Raw genomic sequence first — 13954 nt, forward strand, 5'->3', positions numbered from 1 at the left:
TCATCGCTCCCTGGTTGCGCGGTTGGCGGCGAGCGACAGCATGCCGACCAGGATCACGAGGATCATGCCGATCGCTGCCGCGGTGTCGGGATTCTGCTGCTGGATGCCCAGCTGATAGATCAGCAGCACGGGTGTCGAGGAGGCGCCGTCGGGGCCGCCGCCGTTCGTCAGCAGGTACGGCTCGGTGAAGAGGTTGGCACCGGTGATGATCGACAGGATCAGCACGAGCGTGGTGGCGCTGCGCACGCCGGGCACGGTGACGTTCCAGAAGCGCGAGAAGGCTCCGGCGCCGTCGGTCTCGGCCGATTCGTAGAGCTCTTTCGGAACGTTCTGCAGCGCTGCGAGGTACAGCAGGATGTAGAACCCCAGCTGCTTCCAGGTCACATACAGAGCGATCATCGGCATCGCGAGACCGCTGTTCACCAGCCACGACGGATCAGGGGCGAGCGGCCCGAGGATGGTGTTGATCAGACCGTTGCCGGAGAACAGCAGCATCCAGACTCCGACGAGCGAGACGCTGGCCGTCAGGTACGGCACGTAGAACGCCACCCGGTAGGCGGCGACCCAGCGGATGCCGGTGTTCAGCGCCGCTGCGAGCACGAGCGAGAGCACGGCGGTGAGCGGCACGTTGATGACGAGGAAGATCAGGGTGTTGCGGAACGAACCGAGCACTCTCGGGTCGGTGAGCACGGTGACGAAGTTGTCGAAGCCCACGAACGGTCGCTCGACCTCGACGTTGGGGGCGGTGAAGAAGTAGTCGTGGAAGGCGATGTAGACCGCGAATCCCAGCGGGAACGCGAAGATCGCCAGCACGAAGACCAGGTACGGCAGGGCGAACAGGCCGCCGATCGGTTGCGCACCCAGGAGTCGGGTGCGCAACCGCGCCCTCGGTGGCCGGCCCGCGGACGGGGCCGGGGCTGCAGTGCCCCCGGCCACGTCCGCGACGGCGTCGTCTCGGAGCGTCATGACGGGCTCATCACTCGGCGACGAGGTCGTCGATCTTCGTCGTGGCGTTCTTCAGGAAGTCGTCGACCGACTCCTTGCCGAAGATCACGGCGGCGGAGTACTCGTCGCGGAACGCCTGCCAGGCCTCCACGGAGTTCGGGATGCTGGGCACATCGGCCGTCGCCTCGGCCTGCTCGGCGAACGCCACGTAGTTCGGGTTCGCGTCGAAGTAGTCGGCGTAGGTCTCGGTGAGGTCGGTGCGCATCGGCATCTGGCCGGTGGCCTCGAGCAGCTGCCCGTCGCTCTCGACGCTCGTCGAGAACTTCAGGAACTCCCACGCGGTGCCCTGGTTCTCGCACGCGGTGAACATCGACACGCTCTTCGAGTCGGCGAAGGTGGTCGGGTTCTCGCGGCCGTCGCTCGTCGGCACGGGCATGAACCCGACGTCCACGGTCTCGGCGTACGACGGGATGGCCCAGGGGCCGGCGAGCTGCATCGCGGTCGTGCCGGCAGACATCGCGTCGTCGGTCGACGCCTCGTTGGGCGAGAGCTTCTCGTCGTAGAAGGTCTTCCAGAACTCGGCGACCTCGCGCCCGGCATCCGAGTCGACCGTCGCCTTGCCGTCTTCGACCAGCATCGTGCCGTCCGTCTCGGCGAGGTAGAGCGGGTAGAAGTCGAACCACGGCTGGTAGAACTCGCTCGTCGGCGCCGGCCAGATCGCGCTCTGCACCCCGGATTCGACGATCGCCCTGGAGCCCGCGAGGAAGTCGTCGTACGACGCCATCTGCGGGTCTTCGGGGTCGATGCCCGCGGCCTCGAAGAGCGCCTTGTTGTACATGACCATCACCGGGTTCGACTTCCACGGCAGTTGGTAGAAGCTGCCGTCGGTCGCATACGACTCGACGTCGCCGCCGCGCTCGCTGATGTAGTCGCTGCCGCCCTCCATCGTGTTGAGGTCGACGAGGCCACCCTGCTTGACCCAGCCCGACACGGCGGCCGGAGCCACGTTGTAGACGAGGCATGGGGCGGTGCCGGCGGTGATGGCCGCGGTGATCGCCTCTTCCGACGATGAGCCGGCGGGGATCTCCTGGGCGTTGACCTTCTCGTCGGGGTGCTCGGCGTTCCAGGCGTCGACGACGGCGGTGCCCCAGGCGACCTCCTGCTCGTTGTTCGACAGCCAGATGTCGATGGAGCCGGTGCCTTCGGCCGAGGCGCCGCCGCCTCCGCCTCCGCTCGAGCATCCGGTGGCGACGAGCGCGACGGCTCCCAAGAGCGCTGCTGCGCGGATCTTCTTCTTCATGTTGTCCTCCTTGACGCGATGGTTCGGGTGATCGTCTAGCGGGCTGTGCTCTCCCGGAAGTGCACGACGTTGCAGTCCACGACCTCTGTGCGCGGCTCGGCGCCGAGGATGTCGGCCTGCAGCAGGCGGGCGGCCGCGCGACCTCGCGCGGCCGGGCCCGACGAGACGCTCGTGAGTGCGGGGGAGAGGTGGGCCGACAGGTGGTCGTCATCGAAGCCCGCGATCGCGAGATCGCGGGGGATGCTGAGGCCGCTCGACCGTGCGAACGACAGTCCGGCGATCGCCATGGTGTCGTTCGAATACAGGATGGCCGTCGGGCGATCGGGCAGCGCGAGCAGCTCGGCGGTGCGCGCTCGTCCGCTCGCGGCGGTGAAGTCGCCCTCGCGCAGCAGGGTGTCGCCACCGACGGCGTCGATGTAGGCATCAGCGCGCGCTCGCGAGTGCACGTAGTCGAGCGGTCCTGAGACGTGGGCGATGCGTTCGTGCCCCTCGGCGCGCAGGTGGGCGATGATCTCGCGAACGGGTGCGTCGTCGTCAGTGCGCACGCACGAGAACCGAGTCGGCTGCTCGTAGGCGCCGACCAGCACCGACGGCAGGTCGAGTTCTTCGAGCAGCGGCACGCGCCAGTCCTCGTTGCGCAGATCGAGCAGCAGGGCGCCATCGGCCCGGCCGTGGCTGAGCGACCGATAGGCGCGCTCTTCGGCCGCCCGATCGGGAACGACCTGCAGGATCAGGGCCGTCTCGGTCTCGGCCAGCACCGACTCGACGCCCGCGATGAACGCGGGGAAGAACGAGTCGTTGGCGATGACCTCGGGGTCGCGGGCCAGCACCACGGCGATCGCATTGGCCTTCTGCGTGGCCAGCGCGCGGGCGCTCTGGCTCGGCACCCAGTTCAGTTTCTCTGCGGCCGCGAGCACTTTGGCCCTGGTGTCGTCGGAGATGGGCCGCTTGCCGCTCATCGCGTGCGAGACGGTGGCCTTGGTGACGCCGGCCTCGCGGGCGACGTCGGCGATCGTCGTGCGGCTCATGCCACCTCCTCGTGGAACGTCGATGGGACCGCAGCCTCCCCGGGCGGTTTAACCGGTTTGATGACTGCGGGTGATGCGAGTGTAAACCGGTTTGACGATGCGGGTCAAGAGGTTCGGCTCGACGGCATCCGAGGTCGAGATGCCGCGCTGTCCCGAGTCAGACGAAGGTGACCGTCTGCTGCAGCCGTGTGCGCACGTCGAACAGCTCGTTGCCGCCGATCGCGCGTGCGCCGGGGACTCCCTGGCGCAGCACCATCGAGAGCGCGCTGCGCCGCACGACGACGACGGGAACGCCGCGGCTGCTGCCCAGCGGCGTGACGGCCTGGGCCAGATCGTCGTCGGGGAGCACCAGGATGAGTCCGCCGAACTTCACGCGGGCGGCCTTGGCGACGGTGCGCATGCGCGCGAGAGCCGCGGTGACGGGTGCGCGGGTGCCGAGGCTCGGGCCGGTGATCTCGCCTCGCCGGAAGCCCACCACTCCGCCGAAGTCCTCCGACATGATGCCGTAGAGGCCGGACGGGCTGAGCACGACATGGTCGAGCTTGTCGTCGGCATCCGCTCCTGTGGCGACGTCGTGCCACACCGTGAAGCCCATGCCGAGGGCGCTCACCGTGCGGGCGGTCGCCTCTTCGGCGAGGGCATCGGCGAGCAGGCGTCGAAGGTCGCGCGGGGCCGAGCGCACGAGCGCGGGATCGTAGGGGTCGGGCACCTCGACGCCACGGCCCGCCCACTCGCGGATGAGCACCAGGTAGCGCTCGCGGCGCCACCCACCGGGATGCCCGTACGAGCGAGCGCGAGGGCGCGTATCCGTCCTCGTCGCGGTCTGCGGGCGCCAGCCGTTCCACTCCGGTTCGGCGGGGATGCCGGGGTGCGCCCCGGAGCGGCGGTCATAGGCGGCGCGGCCCTCGGGCGTGCCGATCAGCTCCCACGCGCGCTGCACCTGGATGAACACCGCGGAGTCTCCGCCGGTGTCCGGGTGGGTCTGGCGCAGCCGAAGGCGATACGCGCGCCGCAGCTCACCGTCGTCGACGGACGGGTCCACACCGAGGATCTCGTAGGCAGAAGCCGAGAGCGGGCTGTCGAACATCGCTCTCCTTCCGAGATCGCGGCATCCAGAATATCCGGATGCTGTTGTGGATCAGCCGGGGGTGCCCGCCGGGGTCAGGCCGGCACGTCGACGATGCGCTCGACGCCGATCACCGGCGCGACGGAACCGGCGGATGCCGCGGCGAGGTCATCGGCGAGGCGGGCGAGCTCATCCACGGGCACCCACAGCTCGAGCGTCGCCGCTGCGGCATAGCGGGGCTCGCCGAGAGTCGCGCCGTGGTGGCCTGCCCAGTCGCGGAGGAGGTTGTCGAAACGACCGGCATCAGCGTGCGCGACGTCGATCGTCACCTGTGTGAGCGACTGCCGGCGCACGAGGGCGGCATGATCGAGAGCCTCGGACACCGCCGAAGAGTAAGCGCGCACGAGTCCGCCGGCGCCGAGCTTCACGCCGCCGAAGTAGCGGGTGACGACAGCCACGACGTCGGTCAGCTCCCGCCGGCGCAGCACCTCGAGCATCGGCACTCCCGCGGTGCCCGAGGGTTCGCCGTCATCAGACGACCGCGCCTGATCGCCGAGCAGCCCGGTGACCATCGCGCTGCAGTTGTGTCGCGCATCCCACCACTTCTTGCGCAGGCGGGAGATCACGGCGTCCGCGTCGTCGACCGAGCCGACGGGTTCGACCGTCGCGATGAACCGCGACTTCTTGATGACGATCTCGTGCTCCACAGGGGCGGCGATCGTGGCCGGGTAGCTGCGGGGCGGAGTCATCCGCCTCAGACTACCCAGCGCCGACGCCTGCTCAACGGTCCACGAACGACATCTGCTGCGGGTTGTACCGGTCTCCCTGCACGCCGACGCGCTCGGCGAGCTGATCGAGATCGGCGACCTCGTCGGCCGACAGTGCCACAGCGGTCGCGCCTGCGTTCTCGGCGATGCGAGAGGTGCGGCGGGTTCCGGGGATCGGCACGATCCACGGTTCCCGGGCGAGCAGCCAGGCGAGGGCGATCTGACCGGGCGAGGCGTCCTTCGCTGCGGCGAGCGAGGCGACATGAGCGACCAGGGCCTCATTGGCGGCGCGGTTCTCTTCGCTGAAACGCGGGATCGTGCCGCGGATGTCGCCCTCCGCGAATGAGGTGCTGCGGTCGACGGTGCCGGTGAGGAAGCCTTTGCCGAGCGGGCTGAACGGCACGAACCCGATGCCGAGTTCGCCGAGCATCGGCAGCACCTCTGCCTCTGGGTCGCGAGTCCACAGCGAGTACTCGCTCTGCAGCGCCGTGACGGGCTGCACGGCGTGCGCGCGGCGGATGGTCGACGCCGAGGCTTCTGAGAGCCCGAAGTGCCGCACCTTGCCCTCGGCGATGAGCTCTGCCACTGTGCCGGCGACGTCTTCGATCGGCACGTCCGGGTCGACACGGTGCTGGTAGAAGAGGTCGATCACGTCGGTGCGCAGGCGCCGGAGCGACTCCTCGGCGACGCGACGGATCTGCTCTGGCCGGCTGTCGAGTCCGACGCTCTTGCCGTCTTCGATGCGCCAGCCGAACTTCGTCGCGATGACGACCTGGTCGCGGATCGGCTCCAGAGCCTCGCCGACCAGCTCCTCGTTCACATAGGGGCCGTAGACCTCCGCGGTGTCGAAGAAGGTGACGCCGAGGTCGAGGGCCGACCTCAGCACGCCGATCATCTCGTCGCGGGTGCCCGGGTTCGGCCCGTAGCTCTGCGACATTCCCATGCAGCCGAGACCGACTGCCGAGACCTCGAGGCCCTGTCCGAGTGTGCGAGTGTGCATCAGATGTCCTTTCGTCAGGCCCGACGCTACGCGCGCCGGCGACGATGAGGGAGGGGCTGTCGGAACCCCTCTCAGTCGACTCGGGCTACTCGGCCGCCTCGTCTCGCAGGTACGCGATGTGCGCCGCGTGGCGGCTCAGGTGATTCTGCGACCTGCGCACGAACAGCCAGGCGACGAGCAGCAGCACGAACCAGATCGGCGTCACGAGCAGCGCGGTGAGGGTGTCGGGCTGCGTCGTGAGCGCCCAGAGGATGAACACGAAGAACGCGAGCACCACGTAGACCATGAAGACGCCGCCCGGCATCCGGAACTTCGACGCTGCCACCTTCTCCGGCCGCCGACGGCGGTAGACGAGGTAGCTGCACAGGAAGATCGTCCACACGAACATGAAGCACACGGCCGAGACCGTGGTCACCATGTCGAAGGCGGTGCCGATGTCCTTGCCCGCGTAGAGCAGCACGACGCCCGAGAGCAGCAGGATGCACGACAGGAACAGTGCGTTCTGCGGCACTCGGCGCTTCGACAGGCGGCCGAAGAGTCGGGGCGCATCGCCGTCCTGCGCGAGCCCGAACACCATGCGCGAGGTCGAGTAGATGCCCGAGTTGGCGCTCGACATGGCCGAGGTCAGCACGACCAGGTTCACGACGGTCGCGGCGATGCCGAGACCCGCGAGGGCGAACATCGCGATGAACGGGCTCTCGCCCGCGACGTACTCGGTCCACGGGGTGACAGCCATCAGGATGATGAGCGCGCCCACGTAGAAGAGCAGGATGCGGATCGGGATCGCGTTGATGGCCTTGGGCAGGTTCTTCTCGGGGTCTTTGGTCTCGGCCGCGGCGGTGCCGACGAGCTCGACGCCGACGAACGCGAACACGGCGATCTGGAATCCGGCGACGAAGCCCATGAAGCCATGGGGGAACATGCCGCCGTGGTCCCACAGGTTGCTGAAGCTGGCGGTTCCGGCATCGTGCTGGAAGCCCGTGAAGATCATCACGAGACCCGTGACGATGAGCGCGACGATCGCGATGATCTTGATGAGCGCGAACCAGAACTCCATCTCGCCGAAGGCGGCGACGGTGGGCAGGTTGAGTGCGAGCAGGATGACGATCACGAGGACGCCCGGGATCCACAACGGGATGCCGGGGATCAGCGCATCCGAGTATCCGGCGATCGCGATCACGTCGGCGACACCGGTGACGACCCAGCAGAACCAGTACGTCCACCCGGTGAAGAAGCCGGCCCACGGGCCGAGCAGGTCGCTCGCGAAGTCGCTGAACGACTTGTACTTGAGGTTCGAGAGCAGCAGCTCGCCCATCGCCCGCATGACGAAGAACAGCATGAAGCCGATGATCATGTAGACGAAGATGACCGAGGGGCCGGCGACCGAGATCGTCTTGCCGCTGCCCATGAACAGGCCGGTGCCGATCGCTCCGCCGATCGCGAGCAGCTAGATGTGGCGGTTGCTCAGGGCTCTCTTGAGGTGCTGGTCGTCGCCGTCGACGGTGCCGTCCTCTCCGACGGATCCCCGTGTTCTCTCTGTCGTCATCGCTCGAACCTCCGGTGTCGGGTGCCGCGTCCCGCTGCGGCATCCTTCCGACCGTAATGGCCGATCGGGGATGGCAATTAACCGAATCGATTCGATATCCTGGTTCGACCCCCGATCATCCCCCAGTTCTGCGAGCCGCTCCCATCATGGCCACCTCTCTCACCACGGGCCGCCCGTGGCGTGTCATCCTGTCGTTCTCGATCCCCCTGCTGCTCGGCAACGTCGTGCAGCAGATGTACCAGTTCGCCGATGCCGTCGTCGTCGGCCGGCATCTCGGCGTCGAATCCCTCGCCGCGGTCGGCGCGACCGGCAGCCTGCTGTTCCTGCTGATCGGCTTCGCCTGGGGCCTGACCAGCGGTTTCGCGATTCCGATCGCGCAGGCGTTCGGCGCGGGCGACGGCGCGGCAGTGCGCCGTTCGGTCGCGACGGGCGTGATCCTGACCGGCATCACGAGCGTGGTGCTCACGATCGTCGCGCCGCTGATCGCCGCGCCCACGCTCGCCCTGCTGCAGACGCCGGCCGAGCTCATGCCGGAGGCGACGGTCTTCACGCAGATCAGCTTCATCGGCGCCAGCGCGACGATGTTCTTCAACTACCTCTCGGCGATCATCCGCGCGATCGGCGACTCGCGCACGCCGCTGATCTTCCTCACGGTGTCGTGTGCGCTCAATGTCGGCCTCGTGGTCCTCATGGTCGGTCCGCTCGACTGGGGCGTGGGCGGCGCGGCGCTCGCGACGGTCGTGGCCCAGGCCGTATCGGTCGCGCTGTGCCTCGAGTTCGTGCGCCGCCGACTGCCGATGCTGCACCTGCGTCGTGCCGACTGGCGCATCACCCGCGACGACTTCAGGGAGCACCTGCGTCTCGGGCTGCCGATGGGGTTCCAGGCGTCGATCATCGCGATCGGCACGCTCGTCGTTCAGGTGGCGCTCAACACGCTCGGCTCCGAGGCCGTCGCCGCCTACACGACGGCATCGCGCGTCGACGGTCTCGCCGTGGCGTTCCTCTCGTCGCTCGGCCTTGCCTCGTCGATGTACACGGCGCAGAACCTGGGAGGTCGTCGCCCCGACCGCATCCGCCGCGGTGTCGTCGAGGGCACCTGGATGGCGATCGCCGCCGGCATCGCGCTCGGTGTCGTCATCATCGCGTTCGGTGCGCCCCTGGTGCGGCTGTTCGTCGGCGACGGTGCCGCCGCGGATGACGTCGTCGAACTCGCGCACCTCATGCTGATCATCAACGGATGCGGCTACTGGGCGCTCGGCGTGCTGTTCGTGCTGCGCGGTGCGCTGCAGGGCCTCGGGCACACCCTCGTGCCGACGGTCACCGGTGTGATCGAGCTGGTGATGCGCGTGGGCGCCGCCATCGTGCTCGGCGCGATGATCGGCTTCGAGGGCGTCGCGCTCAGCAACCCTCTCGCCTGGCTCGGTGCGATCGTGCTGCTGGTGCCGGCCTATGTGCGCGCTCACCGGTCGCTCGCCCGCATGCCCATCGACCCGATCGAGGCCACCGAGACCTCGGCGATGGCGATCATCGGGCCTACCGACGGCTCGATGGTCGTCGATGCGGTCGTCACCCAGCCGGTGCGGGTGGTGAAGACGTCGCGTTTCGCGCGGTTGACGCGCCGCTGAACAGCTCGTCACGGTTGCAGAACATCATCCTTGAGATGGATGCCCGGCATGCCGACACTTCGTAATGTTGGTCATGCGGAGATTCCGCGGACCGGGGGGTCGTGATGACATCGTCAAGGGTGGCAAGCGAACTGGCATCGATTCTGGTGCCGATCGGAGTGGCGGGGGCCGTGCTCGCAGCGCTGTGCGCGCTGGTCGCAGGAGTCGCGATCATGCGCGGAGCGGCTGGTCTCGCCGGCGGAGCGGTGGGCCTGTGGATTCCGAGCGCGATGCTCAGCTCCACGGCGTCGTTCGCCAATCAGTGGACGCCGCTGCTGGTGTCCGGCATCGTGCTCGTCGCGATGCTGGTGATCGGAGGCGTCGTGCGAGGGATCGTCAACGCCGGTGAGCCGGCACGTGAATCCGCCCGAGCCGCACGCGTTCAGGCGCTCATCGATGCGCCGGAGCCTATTGCCGTGCCGCGCGGTGCGAAAGCGCCGAGCACGGGCAGCCAGCCCGCACTCGCAGGCTGAGGCCCGGTCACCGGTAGTCGCGGTCGCGGTGCTGTCCGGCCTCATCACCCGAGGTCACGCGGTCGGCCTCTCTGGCGCGCAGCTCCACGCGGCGGATCTTTCCCGAGATCGTCTTGGGCAGCTCGGGAACGAACTCGATGATCCGCACCCACAGGTGCGACGACAGCCGGTCGTGGGCGTACGCGAAGATCGATCGGGCGGCGTCTGCTTCGGCGTCGACCGCGTCAGGGCGCAGGCACACGTAGGCCTTCGGAACCGAGAGTCGGGTGGGGTCGGGACTCGGGATCACCGCCGCCTCGATCACGAGGTCGTGCTCCAGCAGCACCGACTCGAGCTCGAACGGCGAGATCTTGTAGTCGGAGGCTTTGAACACATCGTCTGCGCGCCCGATGTACGTGAGATACCCGTCGGCATCCCGCTGAGCGATGTCACCGGTGTGGTGATAGCCGCCGACGCGGGACTCGGCGGTCTTGACCGGGTCGTCGTAGTATCCGGCCATGAGTCCGACCGGAGGGTCGGCGAGGTCGAGCGCGATCTCGCCCTCGTGCTCGCCGATCTCTCCGGTGGCGGGGTCGAGCAGCACGACGGGATATCCCGGCAGCGGGCGTCCCATGGATCCGACCTTGACGATCTGACCGGGGGAGTTGCCGACGCAGGCCGTCATCTCGGTCTGGCCGAAGCCGTCGCGGATCGTGCCGCCCCAGGCCTCGCGCACCCGGTCGATGACCTCGGGGTTCAGCGGCTCGCCGGCTCCGACCAGTTCGCGCGGCGGGTGGGTGAGCCGCGCGAGGTCGGCCTGGATCAGCATCCGCCACACCGTCGGCGGAGCGCAGAACGTCGAGACGTGGTGCGTGTCCATGACCTGCATCAGGGTGTTCGCGTCGAACCGGTCGTAGTTGTAGACGAACACCGTGGCCTCGGCGAGGAAAGGCGAGTAGAAGCTCGACCAGGCGTGCTTCGCCCACCCGGGTGACGAGATGTTGAGATGCACGTCATCGGGTCGCACACCCAGCCACCACATGGTCGACAGGTGTCCGATCGGATACGAGACGTGCGTGTGCTGCACGAGCTTCGGGCGATTGGTCGTGCCACTGGTGAAGTAGAGCAGGGCCGTGTCGTCGGCGGGTGTCGCGGCATCCGGCGCGAACGTCGTCGGCGCGTCGGCCGAGTCGTCGAACCGAACCCACTCGGCCGGGATGCCGTCGCCCACCCCGATGCGCAGCACGTCGGCGTCGATGTCGTCGATGCGCTCGGAGAGGCTGCCGAGCGTGACGATCGCGCGGGCCCGACCGTGCTCGACGCGATAGGCCAGATCGGATGCCGAGAGCAGGGTCGAGGTCGGGATCGACACCGCGCCGACCTTGGTGATCGCGAGCATCACCTCCCACAGCTCGATGGTGTTGCCGAGCATCACGATGACGTGGTCGCCTCGTCGGATGCCGAGACCGGTCAGCCAGGCCGCGACCTGGTCCGAGCGGGCCGACAGCTGGCCGTACGTCCACGATTCGAGGCTGAGGTCGGCCGAGACGATCTGCACGGCCGGGCGGTCGGGTGTCTCGGCGGCGACGACGTCGAACCACTCGAGCGCGAAGTTGAACTCGGTGGGCGTCGGCCAGACGAACCCTTCGCGCGCCGCGGCGTAGTCCGTCGCATTCGCGAACAGGAAGTCGCGCATCTCTCTGATCGCGGTCGTGGCTGCGGTGGCGCTGCGGCTCATTCTGGGCTCCCTTGCTCGGCAGACGTGTCCATCCTCGCCCACGATCCGCTCAGCGCGCGAGCAGGCCCGCACCGTCGCGGAGTTCGAACACCAGCTGCGTCTCGGTGCCGCGCACAACGGGGTGGATCGTGATGTGCTCCAGCACGATGTCGCGCAGGGCGGTGGCATCCTCCACGGCGACGTGCACGAGGAAGTCGTCGACGCCCGCGACGTGGAACACCTGCAGCACCCTCGGGATGCTCGCGAGCGCGTCGAAGAGCGCGGTGACCTTGGGGCCCGTGTGATTCGCGAGGCGCACCTTGATGATCGCCTGGAGAGGCAGACCGAGAGCCGCCCCGTCGACCCGGATGCGGGTGTCTCGGATGATCCTGCGCTCGCGCAGGGCGCGCACGCGATGGGCGCATGTCGACTCCGCGAGACCGAGTCCGTGCGCGAGCGCCTTGTTCGTGACCTCGGCGTCGCGGGTGAGCACGGCGAGGATCTCGAGATCGACCTCGTCGAGTGGTGCTTTCGCCAGTGCCCGCACCTCCTCGCGGTCGTCCTGTTGCTCAGAATATCGAGAACGGCCCAGAATGCGACGGATGCTGTCGAACTTCTGCGCATCGATCGCGATTCGGGCAACGTGGCAGGCATGACTGCACCGTTGCATCCAGACACCGTCGCCGTGCACAGCGGGCGTTCCGACCTCGAGGCACTCGGAGTCCACGCGCTGCCGATCGACCTGTCGACGACCAACCCGCTGCCTGACATCGAGCGCGGAGGCGACTCGTACGAGGCGATGGCGACGGGTGGCCGGCCGCCCGCAGACGGCAGCATGGTCTACGCGCGACTCTGGAACCCCACCGTGGCGCGGTTCGAAGATGCCCTCGCCGAGCTCGAGCACGCCGAGGCCGCGGTCGCCTTCGCATCGGGCATGGCGGCGATGACAGCGGTGATCCTCGCGCACGGCCCCGCGGCGGGCAAGAACCACGTGGTCGCGGTGCGACCGCTCTACGGCGGCACCGATCACCTGCTCGGCTCCGGTCTGCTGGGTGTGGAGACGACGTACTGCCACCCCGCCGAGGTCGCCGCGTCCATCCGCCCCGACACGGGACTCGTGGTGGTCGAGACCCCCGCCAACCCGACCCTCGACATCGCCGACATCGCTGCGGTGGTGGCGCAGGCGGGAGGCGTGCCGGTGGTCGTCGACAACACCTTCGCCACGCCCGTGCTGCAGAACCCCATCGACCACGGCGCGGTCATGTCGCTGCACAGTGCCACGAAGTACCTCGGCGGGCACGGCGATGTGATCGCGGGCGTGGTGGCCTGCGACGAGCAGACCGCAGAGGCGCTCCGCCGGGTGAGAGCCGTGACGGGTGGTCTGCTGCACCCGCTCGGTGCGTACCTGCTGCACCGTGGACTCACGACCCTTCCGGTGCGCATGCGGGCGCAGCAGGAGAGCGCTCGTCGCATCGTGCAGTGGCTGATCGACCGACCTGAGATCGCCGAGGTCTTCTACCCCGGGCTCGACGACGACCCCGAGGGCATCATCGAGCGTCAGATGCGGGGCACCGGCGCCATGATCGCGATGCGTATGCAGGGTGGGTATGCCGCGGCATCCGCTGTGACCTCGTCGACGACGCTGTTCACGCACGCCGTGTCGCTGGGCGGCGTCGATTCGCTGATCCAGCATCCGGCCGCTCTCACTCACCGACCCGTGCCCGCAGAGGCGCGCCCTGATGCCGATGTGCTGCGACTGTCGATCGGTCTCGAGAACGTCGACGACCTCATCGCCGACCTCGCGCAGGCGTTCGCTGCGCTGTCGCGGGCGGGAACGCCCGTCGCCGCGATGACGTCGGCTGAGCGGCTGACCAGACCCTAGGGCAGCCGGATCGTGCCGGTGGCGATGCGCTCCGTCGGCATCCGATCGCGGTTGTAGGTGATCTCCTTGTATCCGTGCGGGGTGGGCAGGCCGTCTTCGTCGAGGCTCACGAACACGATCTTCTCGATCGTGAGGATGCGCTTGCGGGTGATCATGTTGCGGGCGACGGCGCGCATGGTCAGAGACGTGGTGCCGAAGTGGGTCGCCTGCAGGCCGATCTCGATCAGGTCGCCCTGCACGGCCGAGGCCTCGAAGTTGATCTCCGAGATGTGCTTGGTCACCGCGCGGTAGTTGCCCAGCTGCACGATCGCGTAGATCGCCGCCTCCTCGTCGATCCACTTCAGCAGGCTGCCGCCGAACAGCGATCCGTTCGCGTTGAGATCCTCCGGCTTCACCCATTTGCGGGTGCGGAAGTTGATGCCGTCTTCGGACCACTGCCACTCGGGTGTCTGCTGTTTCGCCATGCTTCGAGGGTAGAAGCCCCGTGAGTCGGGGGTGTTACGAGAGCGTGCCGGCTCGATCTGCTGTGGGCTGATCTGCCTCGAGCGGATACCCGCCGCGGTGGATCGAGGCGGCGAATGCTGGGG

At 68.2% G+C, this 13954-nt stretch carries 12 protein-coding genes and 1 pseudogene; 3 read left to right on the plus strand and 10 right to left on the minus strand.

Going from position 1 to position 13954, the window contains the following annotated elements; all coding sequences use genetic code 11:
* The 7 genes and pseudogenes from ACIP5T_RS12620 to cycA all read right to left on the minus strand — a co-directional run bounded on the left by ACIP5T_RS12620 (position 1) and on the right by cycA (position 7652).
* On the minus strand, positions 1-966 hold the full coding sequence (locus ACIP5T_RS12620; protein WP_082297923.1) for a carbohydrate ABC transporter permease: 966 nt from the start codon (positions 964-966) through the stop codon (positions 1-3).
* A gap of 10 nt (positions 967-976) precedes the next feature.
* A complete protein-coding gene (locus ACIP5T_RS12625; RefSeq protein ID WP_400863638.1) occupies positions 977-2245 on the minus strand; it encodes an extracellular solute-binding protein in 1269 nt (422 codons plus the stop codon).
* A gap of 35 nt (positions 2246-2280) precedes the next feature.
* Positions 2281-3273 carry a LacI family DNA-binding transcriptional regulator gene (locus ACIP5T_RS12630; RefSeq protein ID WP_400863640.1) on the minus strand — a complete coding sequence of 331 codons (993 nt, stop codon included), beginning with the start codon at positions 3271-3273 and terminating at the stop codon, positions 2281-2283.
* Positions 3274-3430: 157 nt separating this feature from the next.
* Positions 3431-4360 carry a J domain-containing protein gene (locus ACIP5T_RS12635; RefSeq protein WP_400863643.1) on the minus strand — a complete coding sequence of 310 codons (930 nt, stop codon included), beginning with the start codon at positions 4358-4360 and terminating at the stop codon, positions 3431-3433.
* A 74-nt stretch (positions 4361-4434) separates the two neighbouring features.
* A complete protein-coding gene (locus ACIP5T_RS12640; RefSeq protein WP_400863646.1) occupies positions 4435-5088 on the minus strand; it encodes a YigZ family protein in 654 nt (217 codons plus the stop codon).
* 31 nt (positions 5089-5119) lie between these two features.
* The gene (locus ACIP5T_RS12645) at positions 5120-6106 is read right to left on the minus strand and encodes an aldo/keto reductase (RefSeq protein ID WP_400863648.1); all 987 of its coding nucleotides are present in this window, start codon (positions 6104-6106) and stop codon (positions 5120-5122) included.
* An 85-nt stretch (positions 6107-6191) separates the two neighbouring features.
* A pseudogene (gene cycA, locus ACIP5T_RS12650) lies at positions 6192-7652 on the minus strand (D-serine/D-alanine/glycine transporter).
* A 146-nt stretch (positions 7653-7798) separates the two neighbouring features.
* Here cycA and ACIP5T_RS12655 point away from each other — a divergent pair.
* Both ACIP5T_RS12655 and ACIP5T_RS12660 read left to right on the plus strand, forming a co-directional pair.
* Positions 7799-9277, plus strand: coding sequence for an MATE family efflux transporter (locus ACIP5T_RS12655; protein ID WP_400863651.1), 1479 nt, complete (start codon positions 7799-7801; stop codon positions 9275-9277).
* A 119-nt stretch (positions 9278-9396) separates the two neighbouring features.
* Positions 9397-9789: a hypothetical protein gene (locus ACIP5T_RS12660; protein WP_400863653.1), complete on the plus strand. Its 393-nt coding sequence runs from the start codon at positions 9397-9399 to the stop codon at positions 9787-9789.
* Positions 9790-9796: 7 nt separating this feature from the next.
* Here the strand turns inward: ACIP5T_RS12660 and ACIP5T_RS12665 are convergent, their stop codons facing one another.
* Positions 9797-11506 (minus strand): AMP-binding protein, encoded by a 1710-nt coding sequence (locus tag ACIP5T_RS12665; RefSeq protein WP_400863655.1) that lies wholly within the window; start codon positions 11504-11506, stop codon positions 9797-9799.
* 49 nt (positions 11507-11555) lie between these two features.
* A complete protein-coding gene (locus ACIP5T_RS12670) occupies positions 11556-12032 on the minus strand; it encodes an Lrp/AsnC family transcriptional regulator (protein ID WP_400863658.1) in 477 nt (158 codons plus the stop codon).
* 105 nt (positions 12033-12137) lie between these two features.
* On the opposite strand from ACIP5T_RS12670, the gene ACIP5T_RS12675 reads away from it, so the two are divergent.
* The gene (locus tag ACIP5T_RS12675; protein ID WP_400863661.1) at positions 12138-13367 is read left to right on the plus strand and encodes a trans-sulfuration enzyme family protein; all 1230 of its coding nucleotides are present in this window, start codon (positions 12138-12140) and stop codon (positions 13365-13367) included.
* Here ACIP5T_RS12675 and ACIP5T_RS12680 read toward each other — a convergent pair.
* Complete coding sequence (locus ACIP5T_RS12680) at positions 13364-13831, minus strand: acyl-CoA thioesterase (RefSeq protein ID WP_400863663.1); 468 nt, start codon at positions 13829-13831, stop codon at positions 13364-13366. The two genes, ACIP5T_RS12675 and ACIP5T_RS12680, sit on opposite strands and share 4 nt — an antisense overlap.
* Between the last annotated feature and the right edge of the window lie 123 nt (positions 13832-13954).

It is taken from the genome of Microbacterium sp. NPDC088619, assembly GCF_044752825.1.
GTDB lineage: Bacteria > Actinomycetota > Actinomycetes > Actinomycetales > Microbacteriaceae > Microbacterium.